Below are 20,294 nucleotides of genomic sequence, written 5' to 3' on the forward strand. Positions count from 1 at the left end.
AGTAAAAATTGAAAAATGTGATGCCCTTCGCTGATTTTTGACTTGAAAACCCAAAATAAAAAAAGAGGCTGAACTCTTTTGAGACAGCCTCTTTTATATGGTAGTTAGATGTGACGGGTCAACATCAATCATCACCCAATCAGGCGTTCATGGAAATCAGGAACTCTTCGATGGAGGCGGTTTTCATTAAGCGGTCCTTGATGAAGTCCATGGCTTCGGTTGAGTTCATGTCGGCCAAATAATTCCTCAGGATCCAAACTTTGTCCATCATGGCCTTGGATAACAGCAGGTCTTCGCGGCGCGTGCTTGAAGATACAATATCAACAGCCGGGAAGATACGTTTGTTCGATAGTTTGCGGTCGAGCTGAAGTTCCATGTTGCCGGTTCCTTTAAATTCTTCGAAGATCACGTCATCCATTTTGGAGCCGGTTTCAGTGAGCGCTGTAGCCAGGATAGTCAGCGAACCACCTTCTTCAATGTTCCGGGCTGCCCCGAAGAACCGTTTGGGTTTATGCAAGGCGTTGGCATCCACACCACCCGACAACACTTTCCCCGAAGCAGGGGCTACCGTGTTGTAAGCCCGGGCCAAGCGGGTAATGGAGTCAAGCAGGATAACCACATCGTGGCCGCATTCAACCATTCGTTTGGCTTTTTCGAGCACCATGCCGGCAACACGTACGTGGCGTTCTGCTGGCTCATCAAAAGTGGATGAAATTACTTCGGCGTTCACGCTGCGGGCCATATCGGTTACCTCTTCCGGACGTTCGTCAATCAATAAGACGATCATGAAAACTTCCGGGTGATTGGCGGCAATAGCATTTGCAATTTCCTTGAGCAGCATGGTTTTACCCGTTTTGGGTTGGGCAACAATCAGTCCGCGCTGGCCTTTCCCGATGGGGGCAAACAGGTCAACAACCCGGGTTGAAATGTTGTCATGTCCCTTGCCGGTAAGGTTGAACTTTTCGTTGGGGAAAAGCGGGGTAAGGTGATCAAAAGATACGCGGTCGCGAATATAATCGGGCGTACGTCCGTTGATTTCCACTACTTTGATCAGTGGAAAATATTTTTCGCCTTCTTTGGGCGGGCGGATGGTTCCACTAACGGTATCGCCGGTTTTCAGTCCAAACAGCTTAATCTGCGACTGTGAAACATAAACATCGTCCGGAGAGTTCAAATAATTATAGTCAGAAGAACGCAGGAAGCCATAACCGTCGGGCATGATTTCCAGCACACCGGTGCTGGTGATAATGCCTTCAAACTCGTAAGGTTTTTCGGCATAGTTGCCGACGTTCCCGGTTTTTTGTTTGGCCTGGCCTTGACCTGGCTGGTTGTCCCATTTCTGGTGTTTCACCTTTCGCTGGTCTTGCTGTTGCTTCGGGTCTTTCTGAAATTCACGTGTATGCTCTCTTTTCGGTTCCGTTTGAATTTCTTTTTCAACTACGGGTTGGGCTTGTACTTTTGGCGCTTCCGGCTTCGTTTCTTTTTCAGTTGGTTTTTCCTGAACTTCAGCAGGATATTCTTGTTTGGCTTTTTCTTCCTGATCTTTTTCTTTTTGTTTTCTGCCAAAGTCGAAGGCACTTGCAGCCTTGATGACTACAGCTGTGCGACGGCGCTTTTTAGGTTGATCTTCTTCTGTTGAAGTTTCTTCCGGCGTTTGTTTTTCTTTATTTTCCGTTGGGGTCGGATTGGTAAAAGCGGGTCTGTTTTTCGGCGATTTATCTTTTTGAGGTTCCGATTTCCGCTCAGAGGCAAGAATTGCCTGGGTGTCTAAGATTTTGTAAATCAGATCTTGTTTCTTATAGGATTCAACTTTTCTGATTTTAAGCTCTTTAGCTATTTCCCGCAGGTCGGGAAGCAACTTTCTGCTTAACTCAATAATATCATACATATTTTGAAAATTAATTTACGTCCAAATAAATTTGCTGGAGAAGTAATTCGATAAAGGATTATGAAAATGGATTACGAAATATTTTGCAAGTATAAGTAATAAGTACATATAACCCAAAAAAAACAGATTTTTTTAAGGATTTCGTCAGGTCGTCTCAAACATAGTTGCAAATTGAACAAAGAACGGTCAAAATGGTTCGTTCATGTGCTGGGGAGCATGTTTCAAGATGAATTTGTATGCATTCATCAAAAAAACGAAAAGAAAGTACCAAATGAAATCTTTAATGATTATTTTCAGACCGAAGAAAACGTAGGATGTTTTGCTTGGTTTTATAACTATTCGTATAAACATCGTAATAGGAATAAAAGCTTTTTACCGAATGAGGCAGCTAAAAATTACAAAACAGGTTACTAATCGGGAGACCTTGTCGTTAGATAAGTACCTCCATGAGATTGGTAAGGTAGGCCTGCTCACCGCAGAGAAAGAGGTTGAACTGGCCAAACGGATCAAGAAGGGGGACCGGGAAGCGCTGGAGGAATTGATCAAAGCCAATTTGCGTTTTGTGGTGTCGGTGTCAAAGCAGTATCAAAACCAGGGGCTTAGCTTGCCTGATTTGATTAATGAGGGCAACTTGGGGCTGATTAAAGCTGCCCAACGGTTCGACGAAACCAGGGGGTTTAAGTTTATTTCATACGCCGTTTGGTGGATTCGCCAATCGATTTTGCAGGCGCTTGCCGAACAAGCACGCATTGTACGGCTTCCGCTCAATAAAATTGGATCCATTAATAAGATCAACCGCACATTTTCGAAACTGGAACAGGAGTTTCAGCGGGAACCGACCCCGGAAGAAGTGGCCAATATCCTGGAAACCACATCGGATATGGTTGAAGATGCCATGAAAGTTTCTACCCATCATATTTCCATGGATGCCCCGCTGCGCGACGAGGACGATAACAGTTTGTATGATATCATGCTGAACAATGAGTCGCCAAGCCCTGATAATGGATTGATTACGAATTCGCTGCGAAAAGAAATTGAACGTACCCTGTCCACCCTGGGCGAGCGGGAATCGGAAATCCTTAAATATTATTTTGGATTGAGTGGCTACCGCCAACATACACTGGAAGAAATTGGCGATGTTTTTGGACTTACCCGCGAACGTGTCCGCCAAATCAAAGAAAAATCAATCAAAAAATTGAAAAACAATTACCGCAATCGTTTGCTGAAAGCTTATTTGGGACACTAAGTGTTTTTATTTCTTTCAATTTTTATGGTATGGGCCGAAAACGTTATTTTTGGCCAAAATGATTTTTTATGATACAAAAATTGGTTGCTCCTTCCATCCTTTCTGCCGACTTTATCCGATTGGGCGATGATATTGCCATGCTAAACCGAAGCCAGGCCGATTATATCCACTGCGATGTGATGGATGGTGTATTTGTTCCTAACATTTCATTTGGCTTGCCTGTTATCAGTCAGGTTGCTGCTATTGCTGCCAAACCGCTCGATGTGCACCTCATGATTGTCAACCCGGATCAGTATATCGAGGCTTTTCAGGCAGCCGGGGCCGCTATACTGACCGTGCATTACGAAGCATGTACGCATTTGCACCGTACCATTGAGCGCATTAAAGCTGCAGGGATGAAAGCGAGTGTCTGCCTGAACCCACACACGCCGGTCCATTTACTCGAAGATATTATCGAAGATCTCGACATGGTACTTATCATGTCGGTGAATCCTGGTTTTGGAGGGCAGCGGTTTATTGAAAATGCTTACCAAAAAGTAAAAAAGCTGAAAGAATTGATTTTATCGAAAAATGCTGATTGCCTGATAGAAGTTGACGGTGGGGTAAATTTCGAAACCGGTAAGGAACTTTACGAAGCAGGCGCGGATGTATTGGTGTCCGGCAGCTTCATTTTTCAATCTGAAGATCCGGTGGCAACCATTAATCATTTTAAAGCTTTATAAAATCAACCTTGCTTTTTGAGGTGCGGAACAGCTTTTTGCTGCTGGCAGGTCGCGCAGGGCACAAGCTGCACTGCATCCGCCACATTTTCCGTTGGGGCCTGCTGACTTCTGCTGGCTTAAACGAACAACCAACTTATACAGTCTCAAAAAAACTGAGCCAACTGCGGCAACAATGATGAGGTATGTGATAATTTCCTGAATCATATCTTTATAAAGGTTTCAACTGTCCGTTTGGTTTAAAGTCCACTGAAAAAAGTTGAGCTAATCAACAGGGTGAGATAGGCCAACACCCAAGCCAGCAGGGTGGTATAAACCATCGTGAAAATCGCCCAGAATAACTTGCCCGACTCGTTGCGGATGGTGGCAATAACACCGATGCACGGAAAATAAATCAGCACAAAGATTAGAAAGGCCAGCGCAATTGGTCCGGTAATCACCAATTTACCTTTTTTAGGGCCAGCAGTGTATCTTTCCTGTCTTAACTTTTCAGTCAGGCTTAGGTCGCTGGTGTCGTCCACTTGGTACAGTACGCCCATGGTACTCACGACGATCTCTTTTGCAGGTAATCCAGCCAACAGGCTGATACTCATTTTCCAGTCGAATCCAAGCGGTTGCATAACGGGTGCCACAAATTCACCAATTTGTCCCAGGTACGAGTTTTTTAAGCGGATGCTTTCCTGTTCGGTGTGCAGGTGTGCCAGCAACTCTTTCTGTTCTTGGTTGGATGGTGTCCCTATTTGAACAATTTCTTCACTGATGTGGTCGGCTTCAGCGCTGTGGCGAGGGAAATAGCCCAATGCCCAGATGATGATGACACCGATAAGGATCACCCCGGCAATTTTTTTCAGGTACTGATATGTCTTGTCCCACATGTGAATCACAATGTTGCGCAAGGTGGGAATGCGGTAGGGTGGTAATTCCAGCACGAAGGGCGTTTCCTTGTTGCGGAACAAGGTTTTGTTAAAGACTTGGGCCACGATAAACGCAATCAGTATTCCGGTAAAATACAGTCCAGCCAGCACCAATCCGGGATAAGTGGGGAAGAAGGCCGAAATGAAAAGTACATACACCGGCAATCGGGCGCTGCACGACATAAACGGGATGATTAGCATGGTAAGCAGCCGGTCGCCGGGATTGCGCAAGGTGCGTGTGGCCATAATGGCCGGTACGTTACAGCCAAAACCCATAATCATGGGGATGAACGATCGCCCGTGAAGACCGAAGAAGTGCATGATTTTATCCATGATGAAGGCGGCACGCGCCATGTAGCCCGAGTCTTCCATCAGCGAGATGAAGAAAAACAAGATCAGTATATTGGGTAGGAAAACCAGCACACTGCCAGTACCGTCAATAATTCCATTGGTGAGCAGGTCGCGGAGCATGCCTTCATTCATGACACTGGTAACCATGTTGCTGAGTCCGCCTACCAGACTTTCGATCCATCCCATCGGGTAGTTGCCCAGCCTGAAGGTGGCGAAGAACGCGGTAAATATCAGTACTACAAAAATGGGCAGTCCCCAAAAAGGATGGGTCAATACCTGGTCAATCCGCTCTGATCTTGACTTTTGGTGGTTTATTTTCTGTTTGAAGGTTTCTTTCAATGCACCGGCAATAAAGCCATATTTGGCGTCGGTGATGATTGTTTCACTATCCTCGTTGTACAAAGCTTCAATCCGTTTGCACTCCTCGCGGGTAACTTCCTTGATTTCTTCAAAATTGGCATATTTCGAAAGGTTAAACAGCGTTTCGTTGTCTTTTTCAAGCAGTTTGAGTGACAGAAAACGGGATGAAATTTTATCGGTTATAGGCTTGTTGGCTTTTACTCGGGCACGGATTCGACGGATAGCTTTTTCAATTTCTTCGCCATAGTTGATGTGGATATGACGAACAATCGGGTCACGGTCTTCATACACATCAATGGCTTTCTGCAGCAAATCATCAATTCCTCTGCCCTTGGAACTGATGGTAGGAATGATGGGGATTCCGATAAGCTTTCCAAGCTTTTCGTAGTCAAAACGGCTTTTGTTTTTCAGCAGCTCATCGTACATGTTCAAGGCGCAAATCACCTTGATGTCCATATCGATTAGCTGAGTTGTCAAAAATAAGTTACGTTCCAGATTCGACGAATCAATCACATTGATGACAATATCGGGCGTTTCTTTCCAAATAAATTTTCGGACGTAAATTTCTTCGGGTGAATAGGCTGTCAGCGAGTAGGTGCCAGGCAGATCAACCAGGTTAAACTGATATCCGAATTTTTTGAACCCGGCCTTTTTCGCGTTGATCGTTACACCGCTGTAATTACCCACGTGTTCTTTTGCTCCCGATAAGTAGTTGAACAGAGTGGTTTTTCCGCAATTGGGGTTGCCCACCAGCGCAATGTTGATGATTTTTCCTTTTTCGCTGGCCGATCGTTTCAAAATTTCCTGATCAATAACACCCTGATAACTGGACGTTACCTGCGATTTCGCTTCGCTTAGGGAGATAACTTCAATCAAATTGGCTTCAGAACGGCGCAGGGTGATATTGTAGTCCAGAATTTTAAATTCGATGGGGCCACGGAATGGAGCATTTTTGATCACTTTCACTTCTTTGCCCTTCACAAATCCCATTTCGGTAATCCTTTTCCGGAAGGACCCGTGCCCTAATACCTTGGTAATAATTACAGTGTCGTTATTTTTTACTTCAGAAAGCCTCACTCCAGATCTCTCCCTATGCTAATTTGAATTAAATAAAAATAGAGATGCAAAGATATTTAAGTTTTTAATATAACTTAAAAAAAAAGAGAAAAGCCGGCTGTGCGTTGACCATTCGTTTATCTTTGTATGCTTATGAAATTAATTGATTGATCCGTGCCAATCGTTAAGGTTTTTTTTCATGTAAGGCCTGAAGCAAAGGGTATGAAAGTATGTTTGTTGAAGGTTGGCCGGGATGCCGTGTCATCTGGCTTTCAAAAAAGCGTAACTTACAGCATTTTATAAGTATGATAGTTTATGGACGATAACAACAACCTCAAAAAAATACAGGAAGCCATTGATTCACTGCCGGATAATTTCAGTATTCTGGAGGAACAGATTGATGTTGACCTTCAGATGGAGTATTTCGATTATGTAAAAGATAAGCGAAGTAACGAAGGAATTGAGGATTTTGATGAAGCAGAAAGGCAATTGAATGATCCGGCGTTATCCGAAGACGAAAAGAAACAGCTGCTGGTGCGTTTGGCCGGTCACGATCAGGTGGAGGCCTTTCGTATCATTGAGCGGTTCCATAAGGGCCAACAGGGTGTTTTGCGTAATTGGGCGGTATTGGCCTTGCAAGAAAGCCGCATGATTTTGCAGAGTTCGTTGCTGGGCGAGCAGCAGGTGTTTATTTCCACCGGTTTGGGAGGAAAGGGACAAAATATCCGGTATTTTATTGCGATGATGAAACGTGAAATTGATGAGCCGTTTACGGAAACTCAGCAGAAAGTTATTGAAAATGAATTTCAATTTTTTTTGGCCAAAGGAGAGGGGGAAGTTGAAGAAATTTCTTTTGTCGATGGTCTTGCCCTGGGCTTGTTTCTGTTTCCACTGAAAAAAAACCTTCAGGATATTTTTCGCTCTTTCATTGATGAATGTAACCAGTACGGCAACTTTTTGCGGGAGGATGTTATCATAACAAATGTGAAAAAATTGACGGTTGAGGATATCAAAAACTTCTTAAATAATCAGGATGATTTAAATAACCATGACGATGAACCAGAACAAGATTAACATGGCCCTGCAGGTATTGCCGCAGGCCGAAGGAAAGGATAGTTACGAATTGGTTGACGCAGCCATCGCCGAAATTGACGCTTCGGGACTAAAATATAAAGTATGCCCTTTTGAAACGGTTATCGAGGGGTCTTTTGACGAATTGATGGCTTTGGTTAAACGCGTACATCTAATTTTGGAAAAAAGTGGCACGCAAAAATTAATGACCTACATTAAAATACAAACTGTTTTTCAGTCAGATGTGACCATTGAAGATAAAATGTACAAATATGAGGAGTAAAAAAGTGAAAAAATATTTGGTTGGTGAAAAATAAAAGCCTTATATTTGCAGCGCTTTCAGCAACGGACCCGTAGCTTAATTGGATAGAGCATCTGACTACGGATCAGAAGGTTACAAGTTCGAGTCTTGTCGGGTTCACCAGGGGTTAACAGTAAAATGTTAACCCCTTTTTTTATGGCTTCTGGCGAAGGTGATCCGGGATCATGGATCCATAAAAACTTGTGGGGAATAAATTAAATTGAGAGTTTTGTGTTTGATTTTTACGAATGAAAATGACGACACAAAACGATCAATACAGTTCACTAATCTGACACTGATTTTACCGGAAGAACTATTTGAGTTTTTCCTTATGGTTGACCCTGAAGCTACAAAAAATCAGGTGCACGTATATTTGGAAGAAAAGGGGATCAATCCGAAAATATGGCTTTGCTACTGATCCTCCCACAAATTCAGGTTCTCTCCGTTTTCAATGTCCTCTACTGCCGAACCAGCCTTAACATCAGCACATCGCGTACACCGATCGTGGCTTTCAGCGGCATAGATGTGTCGCCTAAATCTTTGTGATTAAATAAATCCCGAATTTTATACAGGTCATTCTTGAGGTTGGCAAATTTTTGACTTAAATCGTCACCCAATTCATGCTTCAGCCAATCGAAATTCAGGTTGAATGGCTCCTGATTCATATTGACAAAAGAAATCGCCCAGTCGCCATTGGACAGTGGCTTGATCCACGTTTCAATGTTGTGCTCATTCAGATAACGAAAACCCTGAATACCAAGGGAGTCCTGATTTACAGCAATCACTTCTTTATTTGTCAGTGTCATTCTTGTTTCCTCACTCATCGAGCGGATATCGTTCCCCATAATTAACGGGGATGCCAAAATAGACCACATCGCAAAATGACTTCTATTCTCAGCATCTGAAAATTCGTTTCCAACTTCCATCATGTCCAAATCATTCCAGTGCCCGGGACCGGCATATTTACGAATATCTTTACGCATATTGATGATTTTCCACACACCCCATGAAGACCAGGTACCATGACCCAACTCGCAATCCCAGCAATTCACAATATCTCCGGTAACGCGCCATAAATGCCCCATCTTCTTCCCCCATTCCCAGGGTTTGTTGTCACCCCACTCGCAGATACTGAATACAATCGGGCGACCGGCTGCATACAGCGCGTCGCGCATGGTTTGGTAAGCGCCTTTGGCATTCAGGTTTTCGGTATTACACCAGTCGTATTTCAGGAAGTCAACACCCCAATCAGCATAGGTTTGAGCATCCACAAACTCATGTCCGCGGCTACCCGGATAACCGCCACAGGTTTTACTACCGGCACAGTTGTAAATTCCAAATTTCAATCCTTTCGAATGAATGTATTCCCCTAAAGCTTCCATCCCGCGGGGGAATTTCTTCGGATCGCCATACAACTTTCCGTCTTTGTCGCGCTGCATAGCCATCCAGCCGTCATCCAAAACCAGATAAACATAACCGGCATCGCGCAGACCAGTTTCAACCATGGCATCAGCGATTCCTTTGATCAAATCCTCGTCGATGTTGGTTGCAAAGGTATTCCAGCTATTCCATCCCATTGGCGGAGTCAAGGCCAGTCCTTCAAACTTCTGACTATACCCATTCAGGCAGCCAAGAATCATCATGCTTAAAATCAAATATCTTTTCATTATTTCCATGAGTTTTTCAAGAAGTGCCTGCATGTCGATCGCTTCTTGATTTTTAGTACGGACATGCCCGTTATTCAAATTTCAGTGTTTTATTATTGATTCAAGTTCGGATCTTGTCGTCTTTCTTCTAATTCCGCGGTTACCTGACCCATAAACTTGTCGCTTAGCTTATACCCCAGAATGAAAAGCGCTGAAATAAGCGCCCCGATGGCCGGATAAATACTCAGTGTCATTTTGATTCCGGTCAGTCCATATCCGGTTTGCTCCAGGTTGGCCTGAAAGCCATAAGCGGCCAGAATCCACAGGGTGATGGCGCCCCCCAAAGCGCCTCCCATTTTTTGCGACATGGACGAAGAAGAAAAGATTAGTCCTGTGGCACGGCGCCCGGTTTTCCATTCCGAGAAATCAGCAATATCGGCGTACATGGCCCAAATGAGCGGCATAATAATTCCGGCTGAAATACCGACAAGGACATTCAGCAAAAAGATGATGGCGATTTGTCCGGGTTGAAGCCAAAACATCAGCAAACTGATCGCGGCGGAGAGTAACATGGCAATCAGGAAAGTGCGTTTCTTTCCGAATTTGCCGGAAACCGGTTTGGCCAAAACCACCCCAAGCATGTTGCTCCCCAACCACATGGTCATGTAAACCGAAGCCAGCTTGTCCCAACCGACAAGTCCCAGGAAAGGCAGCTCCTGGTTCTTCACAAAATATTTGAAATAGTACATCATGGAGCCGTCGCGCAGCGATAAAAAGATAAGCGCAAACACCCCCGCACCAAGTACAATAAACCAGGGCCGGTTTTTCGATAAATCTTTGAAATCTTCCCGGATGGACGATTTTCCCTGTCTGGCAGGTTTGACCCGTTCTTTTGTCCAGGCAAAGGTGAACCAGAAAAACAGCACGGCTAAAACGGCGTAAATCATAATCGTGTACTGATACCCTTGCGCTTCGGTTGCTCCTCCGCCCTTGAAAAAATCAATCAGATGAGCTGCTGTTGCGGTTACAAAGATTCCCCCGGAAAAGGCGCCGATAAACCGGAACGATGCCAGTGTTGTTCGCTCGGCCGGGACGGGCGTCATCACCCCCATCAGCGATGAATAAGGCACATTGATGGCGGTATAAACCATCATCATCAGCGTGTAGGTTGCGTAGGCATAAATCAGTTTCCCTGATGGGCCAAAATCAAATTTTGTAAATGTGAGCACTCCGATTACCGCAAAAGGAATGGCTACCCAAAATAAATAAGGCCTGAACTTTCCGCGTTTCGTATGGGTCCGGTCGCTGATGATGCCCATCATGGGGTCGTTCACGCTGTCCCAAATGCGGGTGAGCAACAGCATTGTCCCTACAGCAACTGGCGTTAATTCAATAACATCGGTGTAGAAAATAGTCAGGAACATGGTGAACAACTTCCAAAACATGGACGATGCAAAGTCACCGAAACTGTACCCGATTTTTTCTTTTAGTTTTAGTGGTTGTGTCATTTAGATTTTTAGTTTGTTGATTCGGCTTATCAGTTCTATCAGTGCCCGGCTGTTGTGATATGGGCACTTCCAGAACCCAACCTTGTCTTCTTTCGCATTCGGATTGCCTTGGTCATCGACACTCCAAAACCACTCGCCGTTTTGGGTGTCTAACAAATTGGCTCTGATATACTCCCAAGCCTTTTGCAGACCTTGAAAATACCAATCATCATTCGTAATCTCCCAGGCATCCATCAACCCAACCATGGCTTCGGCCTGCACCCACCAATGGCGATCTTTGTCGATCTGATCCCCTTCTTTTTCATACCAAACCGATCCATCCGTATCAGTGCCTTCATTCGAGGTTACTTCAACTAGTTTCAGTGCCGACTGCCGAACAGATTGGATGACTTCAGTCTCATCCGTTTCCAATGCGGCTTCGTGCAACAACCAGGCCCCCTCGATATCATGACCGTATGAAACGATCTCAGACTGTACTGTCCAGTTCCTGTCGAAGAAGAGGTTGAAATGACCTGTTTTCGGGTCGATGATCCGCTTCTGAAACAGCTTGATCAAAACCAGGATGCGTTCTTTCAGTTTCTCATTGGGCCAGGCCCGATACAGGTTGGTGTAAGGTTCCAGAATGTGCAGGTGCGTATTCATCGACTTGGGCGAATTTGCATCCTTAGGGCTCAACCGCATATCTTCCATCAGCTGCCAGTCGGCACTAAGCGCCTCGATGTATCCCTCAAATTCCGGATCGCGGTATTTCTCTTCCAGCAGGGCAAACAACTCCCGGGCATAAGCAAGACTTTCCTTGTTACCAGTTGCCAGAAAGTATTCTGAAAAAGCATACACACCAAAACCCTGACCATAAGCCTGCTTTCGGGTATTGATCGGCTTTCCCTGGTAATCGCATTCCCAAAACAGTCCTCCGTCTTCTTTATCCCAGAAGTAGTCAAGCAGATAATCATAAGCGCGATCAGCCATTGTGCGGTACAACTCATTACTGGTTTTGCGGTAGGTTGCTGAAAACGTCCAGAGGAGTCTTGTATTCAGCACTGCACCTTTGCTTGCTTTTGGGACAACTTCCCCGGCAGCATTAATCCGGCCGACAAAGCCCCCGAATTCTGAGTCAATCGCCTTTTTACTCCAAAAATCTAGAATACGGAACAGTTCGTTCTGCATTTCCAACGACAACAATTGGAGCTCATGGGATCTATTCATGGATCGTGATTTCACAGGCATGATTCTACAATAAATTCAGGAATTCCTGATTCAGATCAACCAATTCATTGATGGCTTGAACGGAAATGTGCGAATGCAACTGATCCTGATGTGAATTCAAGCAGTAATCAACTAATTTATCAATGGTTGTGGTTGCCACATGCATGCGTGTATCCGAAGAAGCATAGTAGATAAATACTGTTCCGTCGTCATCCTTAATCCATCCGTTTGAAAATACAACATTGGAAACATCACCTACACGTTCATCTTTTAGCGGTGCGATAAAATGACCATGTGGCTTATGGGTTACAATCCACGGTTTTTCCAGGTCAGTCATGAACACATATAGTGTGTAGCGTAAACCGGCGGCAGTGTTGCGAACACCGTGTGCCAACTGTAACCAGCCATGCTCTGTGCGAATGGGAGCCGGTCCCAAACCATTTTTCACTTCATAGATGGTATGATAAGTTTTGGCATCAACAATAACTTCTTCTTTTACCTCAGGTTGCTCAATGCTGTCGGATAAACCAAAGCCGATGCCGCCACCTTTACCGGTATCGATAAAACCATCCTGCGGGCGGGTGTAAAACGCATATTTACCATCGATTAAGTGCGGGAACAAAACCACATTACGCTGCTGTCCGCTGGTTGAAATTAAATCTGGCAAACGCTCCCATTCCACCAAATCTTTGGTACGGGCAATACCGGCTGCCGCCACTGCGCTCGATGTGTCACCATCGGGAGCATTCGGGTCTTTACGCTCGGTACAGAATACGCCGTAAATCCAGCCATCATCGTGTTGGGTCAGGCGCATATCGTACACGTTTGTATCCGGCTTTTCGGTTTGGGGCAACATAATTGGCCTATTCCAAAACTTAAAATTGTCAACCCCGTTGGGACTTTCGGCGATGGCAAAGAACGATTTGCGGTCGTTGCCTTCAACCCGGACTACCAGGATGTATTTGCCGTTAAATTTGATGGCACCGGCATTAAACGTGGCATTAAAGCCAATACGTTCCATAAAATACGGATTGCTTTCCTGATTCAAATCGTAGCGCCAGTGTAACGGAATGTGGTCTCGCGTCAGAATCGGGAACTCGTACCGGTTGTAAATACCATTGTCGCTAAACAACTCATTATTCTCTCTCGTGATTAGATTTTGATGCTTCTGCTTGATCAATTCCAATCTTTCTTCAAACAAACTTGTTGGTACATTCATGGTCCTTTTTTATTTCTTGAAATGATTAAATTCGTTTAACAACCAAATGTGCGGTTGGTCCAATAAAGCTTTGGCGTCGGCGGCAGCGGCCTGTCCCGGGTAGGGAAAGAAGAAGTGCTTTTCCGAATCGTTCCGCCAAACCATCGCATAGCTAATTTCTTTTTTCACAACAGGATCATTCAGAACAGATCCGAGTTTCTGCGAATACCACAGCGTATCGGGAACAAACTCCAGTCCCGTTTCCGTAAGTGCCGCCAACTTGTCTTTCTCGTTGGCCAACTCAATAACCAAATGCAGTTTCCGGATAGCCTCCTGTTCACCTCCGGGGTGTTTCAGGTCGTAATAATTGTCCATCCCCAGGATATCTACCAGCTCATCGCCCGGATACCATTGCAGATATTCTTCTTTAGTATCGAAATTCCGATCGGGGGAATACGCGACCACCATATTTCCGATGCCCTTCTCATGCAAATAGTCGATGGTGTACCGGAACAAGGACTTAAATTCGTCAGGGCTGCAAGCTTTTGATCCCCACCAAAACCAGCCTCCGTCCATCTCGTGCCAGGGACGAAAAATGAAGGGGATTTGATTTCCGGTTGAATCTTTTAATCCGAAAAAGAACGCCGCTACTTTGTCGAGCTGCGAATTAAATTGCTCATTGTATTCGCCACCGGGCAAAATATGGGGCACCACAATGGAATCGCCATGCCAGGAATTGATGCTGTTGATGGGCGAGTGAGGGTGCCAGCTGAAGGTGTTGATCCCTCCATTCGCATGGGCCCATTCGGCAAAACGCTTCATGTCGTGAAATGGCACACTATCCAGATTGACTTCGTGCCCCAATTCGAGGCCACCAAGCTCCCAGCCAAATAAGGCGGGATAATCTCCGGCAACACGTTTCACATCCGATTCGCCGTCAACGTACTCCCAGCCAACACCATACGCTAAATCATCCTGATGCCCGAAAAGGATTCCTTCTCCTTTAATTTGTTTGAGTTTCAGGATAATTGAATTTTCAGCATCCGCTCCATCGGTACGAGGTTTGGAATTTTCGCAACAATTCAGAAAAAAGATGCCGGTGAGCACGATCAGAACAACAACTACTCTACTCATAATTTTATTTTTTATTTATTGCAGAACGATATAACAATACAACAATCCCATGTAAAATGAATTAATCCACTCCAAGTTTAGCCTTGATGAATTTCATGGAAGCTTCGTGATAAGCTTTGGGGGCGCTATGCCCGTAATCCGGACCAGCCATCCATTTCTTTTCTGATTTGACTTGATTATAGGCGGCAAAATTGATATGGGGCGGACAAACATTGTCCTGTACACCTATCCCCATATAAAGCGGACATTTAATCCATTGCGCCAGGTTTTTTATGTCGAAATAGGTGAGAACATCATAAACATCCTCCCATTTGGCTTCGGGATGCTCTGCCATATATGCATCGAAATCGCTTTTAGGCCAGGGTGCAATCCTGAAATAGTCGGGATAGTCGGACAAAAACGGGATTCCCGGAGCTGCCACTTTCACGCGCTGATCCAATGCAGCCGAAGCAAACGATAAAGCGCCTCCCTGGCTGCTTCCCCGGACGGCAATCCGGGCTGTATCAATTTCCGGACGGCTGCAAACGAAGTCGATAGCCCTTACGACATCCATGAATGCGCCTCGATAATAATAATTGTCTTTACTGTCCAGCCCGCTGGTTATCCATGTGCCAAAATGATTGTCCGGCAAATTCAGCGCCTGTCCCCGAATTGACAAAACGAAATAAGCGAAGCCATCCCACGATTGGTTCGGCGGGTAAGGCGCTGAACCATAGCCCATGTACTCAACGATTACCGGGAACTTACCTTCTCTTTTAGGTTTTGCGTAGTATCCGCGAATTAACTCGTGCCCAAATGAATACATCTCAATCAGATAAACGTTGTAATCTAATTTTGAGAACTCCGGTTGGATAGTCAATTTATATTCGGGGGCAACCTGGGACAATTCCTTCAGGTTATTTTTCCAAAAGCTTTCGAAATCAGCTTTCGCATCATTGGGCGACTGAATTTTCTCAGGGTCATAACCAACATTAAACTTCTTCTCGCCTACCTTTTCACCATCGCGCTCAAGAAAAACATCGTACCGGTAAAATCCGGGTGAAGCGCCGGGAAAGCTAAAAACTTTGGAATAAGATCCTGATCCTTCAACAGAAACTTGAATAGAATCAGTTTTTACAGGCTCATAAGTATCGGTTGTGATGTTTACGAACAAAGTTCCTGCGACTTCCATCCGGTTCAAATTTTTCAGGGTTACGGTCATGCTGATGGGTTCATTTTCAGTAAACACATAATCCGAATCGTTCACGGCAACATCCAGCATCAGTTTGTCATTTATACTTGCCGACGTCAGGCTAAGTGTTGCTCCTCCAAGAAACCCTCCGGCGCCCCAACCATCGTTAAACTTGATGGCAATAAGATTTTCCCCTTCTTTATTGATCAGGCGCCCATCAACAAAATAATTCCGCTCTTCATCGTGATATCCTTTATAGTCGGGCGGAAAGCTGCTGGTTTTACCCACGATTTTCCCGTTATAATAAACTTCGTCGGCCCCGGCCATTCGCCCTAAATGAATAACAAGCGCCCCCGCAGTCTCCAGCGCATTTTGCAGGCTGTCCGACAAAACAACCGATTTCCGATACCAGCCAAAACCATTGTCGGTTGCCTGGCCCTGCTCTCTAAGTTGTTTTAATGAAGAAACCAAAATCCATAAGGAATCGTTGTATTCCGGGTTCATCCACAAACTATCCTTCCCTTCACCGGGATGAAATTTCCATTCATCGGTAAACGACATAGAAACAACCTTGATCTTCTCTCTTTTGCATGAACAACTACAGGATACAATCAATCCTGAAAATGCAAGGTATAAAACCAGTTTTATAATATTCATCCAACATTTTTTTAATCAGGCATGTCGTCTGAGCGAACAGCCCGGTTTAGTTAAATTCTAAACTCAAGTGCTTCACAAAACATGCGATAATTTCAGATCAAAAGTATCCATAATTCTACCCTTGATACAAATACTATTTTATCATTATTACATGTTTTTATTCAAACAATTAACAACAACGATTGCACAACCAGCTCAATAACCAACTTACAACACTATACATCTAGCACTTAGCAATTTTAAGACCTTTAACAAATCACACCCACACCTAAATACCAAACAATACTATCTTAAGCCATCAACCAGCGAGAACTACAGTTGCACTTGGTTTAGATCAACATATCCATTAATTTTGAAAACAAAAAAATGACTGCTCAGATACATCGTGAGATTACTCCATTGACAACCAATGATTGCTTTCTGGTATTCGACAGGCAACGAATAGGGTTTAACTTTCCCATTCATTTCCATCCCGAATTTGAAGTCAATTATATCGCGAATGCAGCCGGCTCGAGAAGGATCGTGGGCGATCACATAAGTGAAATAAGTGGTCGGGAACTGGTTATTGTGGGTCCAAACCTTTACCATGGGTGGGAGAATTTCAAAAACTCGAAGACCGAAACGTTGCACGAAATCACGATTCAGTTTCCGATTGATTTATTTTCAGAAAATTATCTCAACAAAAATATTCTACGACCTGTGAGGGAACTTCTTTCAAATGCCTACAGAGGAGTTTCATTCTCAGAAGATACGATCAAATTTGTAGAAAAAAAACTACCTTCACTGAACCAGAAAAAAGGTTTTGACAGCTTCATGGAATTTCAGTCATTACTTTATGATTTGGCTATTTCGAGGGATCAGCAGATTCTCACCAATATTTCCTTTGCCCAACAAGACAACTTTTTGAACAGTGAGAAAATAAAAAAAGTATATAACTACATTCAAGCCAATTACAATAAGAAAATTAAGGTTGGAGAGGTAGCTGACTTAGTCGATTTATCTGTTGTATCTTTTAGCAGATTAATCAAACAGCGAACAGGAAAAACTTTTATTGATTTTCTGAACGAATTGCGATTAGGGTTCGCTACCCGACAACTGATTGAATCGACTAAAAGCATTACGGAAATTTGCTTTGAATGCGGATTCCAGAATATTTCCAATTTCAACCGCATCTTCAAAAAAAGCCAGAGTTGCACTCCTTCCGAATTCAGGGAAACCTATTACGGAACTAAAAAGGTTTTTTAATTGCATAAGTTGAGCCAACACCCAACAGAAAGACGCTCACCCCCTTATTCGGTCGGGAGTTTCAAAAACCTGGACCAGTTTCAAAAACAATTCTCATCTAAACCTTACGTCAAAACACCTGTTTAAATTTACTTTAAATTGCGGCCCGGTGGTTTGACAACATACCAAATACGGTCATTTTAGGTTATTTTTGCAGCGAAACTTTAAGAAAAAAGTAAAACTTTCCTAAAAATTAAAACATATGACCATTAGTGCATTACAACAAGCAAGGGCACAGTATCAGCCTAAACTTCCAAAATCGTTAAAAGGCGCTGTGAAAACTGTTCCGGGCGCAGCAACCGAGTCTATTGCCGACCAAGCTGACATCAAAAAGCTATTCCCAAATACTTACGGCATGCCGATTATCACCTTTGAAGAAGGTGGCGAAGGTGTCAGCATTCCCGCCTGCAATGTGGGCGTAATTCTCTCCGGCGGACAAGCACCGGGCGGACACAACGTAATTTCTGGGATTTTCGATGGGATCAAGAAACTGAACCCGGAAAGTAAATTATATGGATTCCTGGGCGGCCCAGGCGGATTGGTCGATCATAAATATATGGAAATTACAGCCGATTATCTCGAAGGGTTCCGCAATACCGGCGGGTTCGACATTATTGGCTCGGGCCGTACCAAACTGGAAGAAGAAGCCCAGTTTGACAAAGGCTTGGAAATCCTGAAAAAACTGGACATTAAAGCATTGGTAATCATCGGTGGCGATGACAGCAACACAAACGCTTGCGTTTTGGCTGAGTACTATGCAGTAAAAAGAGCTGGCGTTCAAGTGATTGGCTGCCCTAAAACCATTGATGGCGACCTGAAAAACGAAATGATCGAAACGTCTTTCGGCTTCGACACTGCTGTAAAAGTATATTCTGAATTGATCGGAAACATTCAGCGCGATGCCAACTCAGCCAAGAAATACTGGCACTTCATCAAGCTGATGGGCCGTTCCGCTTCACATATCGGACTGGAAGCTGCTTTGCAAACACAACCAAACATCACCTTAATTTCGGAAGAAGTGGCTGCCAAAAAGCAAACCCTTGGCGAAATCGTGAATTACATGGCTGGTATTATAGCCAAACGTGCTGCCAATGGCGAAAACTTTGGCGTTGCCCTCATCCCGGAAGGTTTGGTAGAATTTGTTCCTGAGATGAAATCGTTGATAGAAGAATTGAACGACTTACTCGCCGAAGGTTCTGCCGCTGAACAAGAATTTAAAATGATTCAAAAATCCCACCGGTTGGAATGGGTCGCCGGGAAGTTGAGCCCCAAAGCATCAGCCGTTTTCCAATCATTACCATCCAGCATTGCCACTCAATTAACCCTCGACCGCGACCCGCACGGAAACGTTCAGGTGTCGTTGATTGAAACCGAAAAATTGTTAGGCGAAATGGTAAAAACCAAACTGGACGAGATGAAAGCTGCCGGTGAATTTAAAGGTAAATTTGGCACACAATACCACTTCTTCGGTTACGAAGGCCGTTGTGCTGCTCCTTCAAATTTCGATGCCGATTATTGCTACTCGCTGGGTTACACCGCCTCGTTCCTGATTGGCTCTGGCAAAACCGGCTATATGTCAAGCGTGCGCAACACAATAGCCCCTGCCGACCAATGGATTGCCGGAGGTGTACCTGTAACTATGATGATGAACATGGAAAAACGTCACGGACATATGAAACCGGTTATCCAAAAAGCGCTGGTTGAGCTGGATGGCGCTCCATTCAAGTACTTTGTTGCCAACCGTGAAAAATGGGCCGTCGAAACTTCATACCTATACCCCGGACCAATCCAATACTGGGGGCCGAGCGAAGTATGTGACCGGACAACTGTTACACTACAACTGGAACAAGCAAAATAATTGCTACCTGATATTAACTGCAAAACCCTCCCAAGCCGGAGGGTTTTTTAGTTTTTATCAATCAAAAAATCAGCCGAAAACTAGTGTCCGAACCCACGCCGACGGACAGATTCCAGAAAATCTTCAATCTCCTGCAAAATGAGTCGCCTGCTTTTTGCCAGTTGGGGGGAGAATGGCATCCCCGTTGTCTGTTTCTGCACATAAACAAACGCATTACGGACCTCTCCGGCAATAGTTCGCACCGATGCCTCCTCTCGCTCATACAACGGAACTTCTTCCCATAAATCAAGCAACAGCAACTCCTTAGCCGTAATTTCAAACAGCATACCAGCCACTTCATTACCAAAGCTTGGAGCAACAAACAGATAGCCATTTGCCGGGTGGATCAACAATTCGTATCCGGGCAGCACCGCTTCGGTGTAAACCGGCAATCGCTTCAACAAAAGATGAATATATTCAGGATCAGAAAGAGTCCCGTAGGAGAATAACCAAAGCTTATCCATTAAATTGGCGTTAAACGACAATAAAGATAATGGGATAAACGAATTTCTTGCATGTTTTGGTGTCTGCCGCAAAATAAAAAAGCGCTTAAACCATTTGATTTAAGCGCTTTTAAGTCTTTTTGACTTTCTTTTGGTGACTCAGCTGGGATTCGAACCCAGGACCCCATCCTTAAAAGGGATGTGCTCTACCAGCTGAGCTACTGAGTCATCCTCGTTATGTGTA

The 20,294-nt window shown here is 44.4% G+C and carries 16 protein-coding genes and 2 tRNA genes; 7 read left to right on the forward strand and 11 right to left on the reverse strand.

What is annotated here, in order from left to right; genetic code table 11:
• Positions 1 to 139 precede the first annotated feature (139 nt).
• Complete coding sequence (gene rho / locus N2K84_RS18440; protein ID WP_282593310.1) at positions 140 to 1,888, reverse strand: transcription termination factor Rho; 1,749 nt, start codon at positions 1,886 to 1,888, stop codon at positions 140 to 142.
• Positions 1,889 to 2,267: 379 nt separating this feature from the next.
• Between rho and N2K84_RS18445 the strand changes: the two genes are divergently transcribed.
• Together N2K84_RS18445 and rpe are read left to right on the forward strand one after the other, a co-directional pair.
• Positions 2,268 to 3,134 carry a sigma-70 family RNA polymerase sigma factor gene (locus N2K84_RS18445; protein WP_282593311.1) on the forward strand — a complete coding sequence of 289 codons (867 nt, stop codon included), beginning with the start codon at positions 2,268 to 2,270 and terminating at the stop codon, positions 3,132 to 3,134.
• A gap of 68 nt (positions 3,135 to 3,202) precedes the next feature.
• Positions 3,203 to 3,856, forward strand: a complete 654-nt coding sequence (rpe, locus tag N2K84_RS18450) for a ribulose-phosphate 3-epimerase (RefSeq protein WP_282593312.1) — start codon at positions 3,203 to 3,205, stop codon at positions 3,854 to 3,856.
• On the opposite strand, the gene N2K84_RS18455 is transcribed toward rpe, so the two are convergent.
• Positions 3,851 to 4,060: a hypothetical protein gene (locus N2K84_RS18455; RefSeq protein WP_282593313.1), complete on the reverse strand. Its 210-nt coding sequence runs from the start codon at positions 4,058 to 4,060 to the stop codon at positions 3,851 to 3,853. The two genes, rpe and N2K84_RS18455, sit on opposite strands and share 6 nt — an antisense overlap.
• A gap of 32 nt (positions 4,061 to 4,092) precedes the next feature.
• Positions 4,093 to 6,555 carry a ferrous iron transport protein B gene (feoB, locus tag N2K84_RS18460; RefSeq protein ID WP_282593314.1) on the reverse strand — a complete coding sequence of 821 codons (2,463 nt, stop codon included), beginning with the start codon at positions 6,553 to 6,555 and terminating at the stop codon, positions 4,093 to 4,095.
• A gap of 294 nt (positions 6,556 to 6,849) precedes the next feature.
• Here feoB and N2K84_RS18465 point away from each other — a divergent pair, with 294 nt between their 5' ends.
• The 3 genes from N2K84_RS18465 to N2K84_RS18475 all read left to right on the forward strand — a co-directional run bounded on the left by N2K84_RS18465 (position 6,850) and on the right by N2K84_RS18475 (position 8,029).
• Positions 6,850 to 7,608 carry a hypothetical protein gene (locus N2K84_RS18465; protein ID WP_282593315.1) on the forward strand — a complete coding sequence of 253 codons (759 nt, stop codon included), beginning with the start codon at positions 6,850 to 6,852 and terminating at the stop codon, positions 7,606 to 7,608.
• On the forward strand, positions 7,589 to 7,888 hold the full coding sequence (locus N2K84_RS18470; protein ID WP_282593316.1) for a thiamine-binding protein: 300 nt from the start codon (positions 7,589 to 7,591) through the stop codon (positions 7,886 to 7,888). The genes N2K84_RS18465 and N2K84_RS18470 overlap by 20 nt, the downstream gene beginning before the upstream one ends.
• Positions 7,889 to 7,952: 64 nt before the next feature.
• A tRNA-Arg gene (locus tag N2K84_RS18475) sits at positions 7,953 to 8,029 on the forward strand.
• 335 nt (positions 8,030 to 8,364) lie between these two features.
• Here the strand turns inward: N2K84_RS18475 and N2K84_RS18480 are convergent.
• The 6 genes from N2K84_RS18480 to N2K84_RS18505 form a co-directional block, all read right to left on the reverse strand.
• Positions 8,365 to 9,573, reverse strand: coding sequence for a glycoside hydrolase family 27 protein (locus tag N2K84_RS18480; protein ID WP_282593317.1), 1,209 nt, complete (start codon positions 9,571 to 9,573; stop codon positions 8,365 to 8,367).
• A gap of 92 nt (positions 9,574 to 9,665) precedes the next feature.
• On the reverse strand, positions 9,666 to 11,060 hold the full coding sequence (locus tag N2K84_RS18485) for an MFS transporter (protein ID WP_282593318.1): 1,395 nt from the start codon (positions 11,058 to 11,060) through the stop codon (positions 9,666 to 9,668).
• Positions 11,061 to 12,266 (reverse strand): AGE family epimerase/isomerase, encoded by a 1,206-nt coding sequence (locus tag N2K84_RS18490; RefSeq protein ID WP_282593319.1) that lies wholly within the window; start codon positions 12,264 to 12,266, stop codon positions 11,061 to 11,063. It lies immediately after the preceding gene.
• Positions 12,267 to 12,291: 25 nt separating this feature from the next.
• Complete coding sequence (locus N2K84_RS18495; RefSeq protein ID WP_282593320.1) at positions 12,292 to 13,485, reverse strand: glycoside hydrolase family 130 protein; 1,194 nt, start codon at positions 13,483 to 13,485, stop codon at positions 12,292 to 12,294.
• Positions 13,486 to 13,494: 9 nt separating this feature from the next.
• Entirely contained in the window at positions 13,495 to 14,598 is a 1,104-nt protein-coding gene (locus tag N2K84_RS18500; protein WP_282593321.1) for a glycoside hydrolase family 26 protein, read from the reverse strand.
• Positions 14,599 to 14,659: 61 nt separating this feature from the next.
• Positions 14,660 to 16,426 (reverse strand): acetylxylan esterase, encoded by a 1,767-nt coding sequence (locus tag N2K84_RS18505; RefSeq protein ID WP_282593322.1) that lies wholly within the window; start codon positions 16,424 to 16,426, stop codon positions 14,660 to 14,662.
• Positions 16,427 to 16,792: 366 nt separating this feature from the next.
• On the opposite strand from N2K84_RS18505, the gene N2K84_RS18510 reads away from it, so the two are divergent.
• Positions 16,793 to 17,671 carry an AraC family transcriptional regulator gene (locus N2K84_RS18510; protein ID WP_282593323.1) on the forward strand — a complete coding sequence of 293 codons (879 nt, stop codon included), beginning with the start codon at positions 16,793 to 16,795 and terminating at the stop codon, positions 17,669 to 17,671.
• A 241-nt stretch (positions 17,672 to 17,912) separates the two neighbouring features.
• Positions 17,913 to 19,568 carry a diphosphate--fructose-6-phosphate 1-phosphotransferase gene (locus tag N2K84_RS18515; RefSeq protein ID WP_282593324.1) on the forward strand — a complete coding sequence of 552 codons (1,656 nt, stop codon included), beginning with the start codon at positions 17,913 to 17,915 and terminating at the stop codon, positions 19,566 to 19,568.
• An 80-nt stretch (positions 19,569 to 19,648) separates the two neighbouring features.
• Here the strand turns inward: N2K84_RS18515 and N2K84_RS18520 are convergent, their stop codons facing one another.
• Together N2K84_RS18520 and N2K84_RS18525 are read right to left on the reverse strand one after the other, a co-directional pair.
• Positions 19,649 to 20,071: a gamma-glutamylcyclotransferase family protein gene (locus N2K84_RS18520; protein WP_282593325.1), complete on the reverse strand. Its 423-nt coding sequence runs from the start codon at positions 20,069 to 20,071 to the stop codon at positions 19,649 to 19,651.
• Between the two features lie 131 nt (positions 20,072 to 20,202).
• Positions 20,203 to 20,278 (reverse strand) — tRNA-Lys (locus tag N2K84_RS18525).
• Positions 20,279 to 20,294: the final 16 nt, after the last annotated feature.

The sequence above is a fragment of the Gaoshiqia sediminis genome (genome assembly GCF_025907915.1).
In the GTDB taxonomy this organism is placed as follows: domain Bacteria; phylum Bacteroidota; class Bacteroidia; order Bacteroidales; family Prolixibacteraceae; genus Gaoshiqia; species Gaoshiqia sediminis.

What these genes read in the sequence shown, in the direction of transcription:
- N2K84_RS18490 (WP_282593319.1), bottom strand. Translation starts at nt 12,266, where the DNA reads ATGAATAGATCCCATGAGCTCCAATTGTTGTCGTTGGAAATGCAGAAC.
- N2K84_RS18495 (WP_282593320.1), bottom strand. Translation starts at nt 13,485, where the DNA reads ATGAATGTACCAACAAGTTTGTTTGAAGAAAGATTGGAATTGATCAAG.
- N2K84_RS18510 (WP_282593323.1), top strand. Translation starts at nt 16,793, where the DNA reads ATGACTGCTCAGATACATCGTGAGATTACTCCATTGACAACCAATGAT.
- N2K84_RS18515 (WP_282593324.1), top strand. Translation starts at nt 17,913, where the DNA reads ATGACCATTAGTGCATTACAACAAGCAAGGGCACAGTATCAGCCTAAA.
- N2K84_RS18505 (WP_282593322.1), bottom strand. Translation starts at nt 16,426, where the DNA reads ATGAATATTATAAAACTGGTTTTATACCTTGCATTTTCAGGATTGATT.
- rpe (WP_282593312.1), top strand. Translation starts at nt 3,203, where the DNA reads ATGATACAAAAATTGGTTGCTCCTTCCATCCTTTCTGCCGACTTTATC.
- N2K84_RS18480 (WP_282593317.1), bottom strand. Translation starts at nt 9,573, where the DNA reads ATGAAAAGATATTTGATTTTAAGCATGATGATTCTTGGCTGCCTGAAT.
- N2K84_RS18470 (WP_282593316.1), top strand. Translation starts at nt 7,589, where the DNA reads ATGAACCAGAACAAGATTAACATGGCCCTGCAGGTATTGCCGCAGGCC.
- N2K84_RS18455 (WP_282593313.1), bottom strand. Translation starts at nt 4,060, where the DNA reads ATGATTCAGGAAATTATCACATACCTCATCATTGTTGCCGCAGTTGGC.
- N2K84_RS18500 (WP_282593321.1), bottom strand. Translation starts at nt 14,598, where the DNA reads ATGAGTAGAGTAGTTGTTGTTCTGATCGTGCTCACCGGCATCTTTTTT.
- N2K84_RS18465 (WP_282593315.1), top strand. Translation starts at nt 6,850, where the DNA reads ATGGACGATAACAACAACCTCAAAAAAATACAGGAAGCCATTGATTCA.
- N2K84_RS18520 (WP_282593325.1), bottom strand. Translation starts at nt 20,071, where the DNA reads ATGGATAAGCTTTGGTTATTCTCCTACGGGACTCTTTCTGATCCTGAA.
- rho (WP_282593310.1), bottom strand. Translation starts at nt 1,888, where the DNA reads ATGTATGATATTATTGAGTTAAGCAGAAAGTTGCTTCCCGACCTGCGG.
- N2K84_RS18445 (WP_282593311.1), top strand. Translation starts at nt 2,268, where the DNA reads ATGAGGCAGCTAAAAATTACAAAACAGGTTACTAATCGGGAGACCTTG.
- N2K84_RS18485 (WP_282593318.1), bottom strand. Translation starts at nt 11,060, where the DNA reads ATGACACAACCACTAAAACTAAAAGAAAAAATCGGGTACAGTTTCGGT.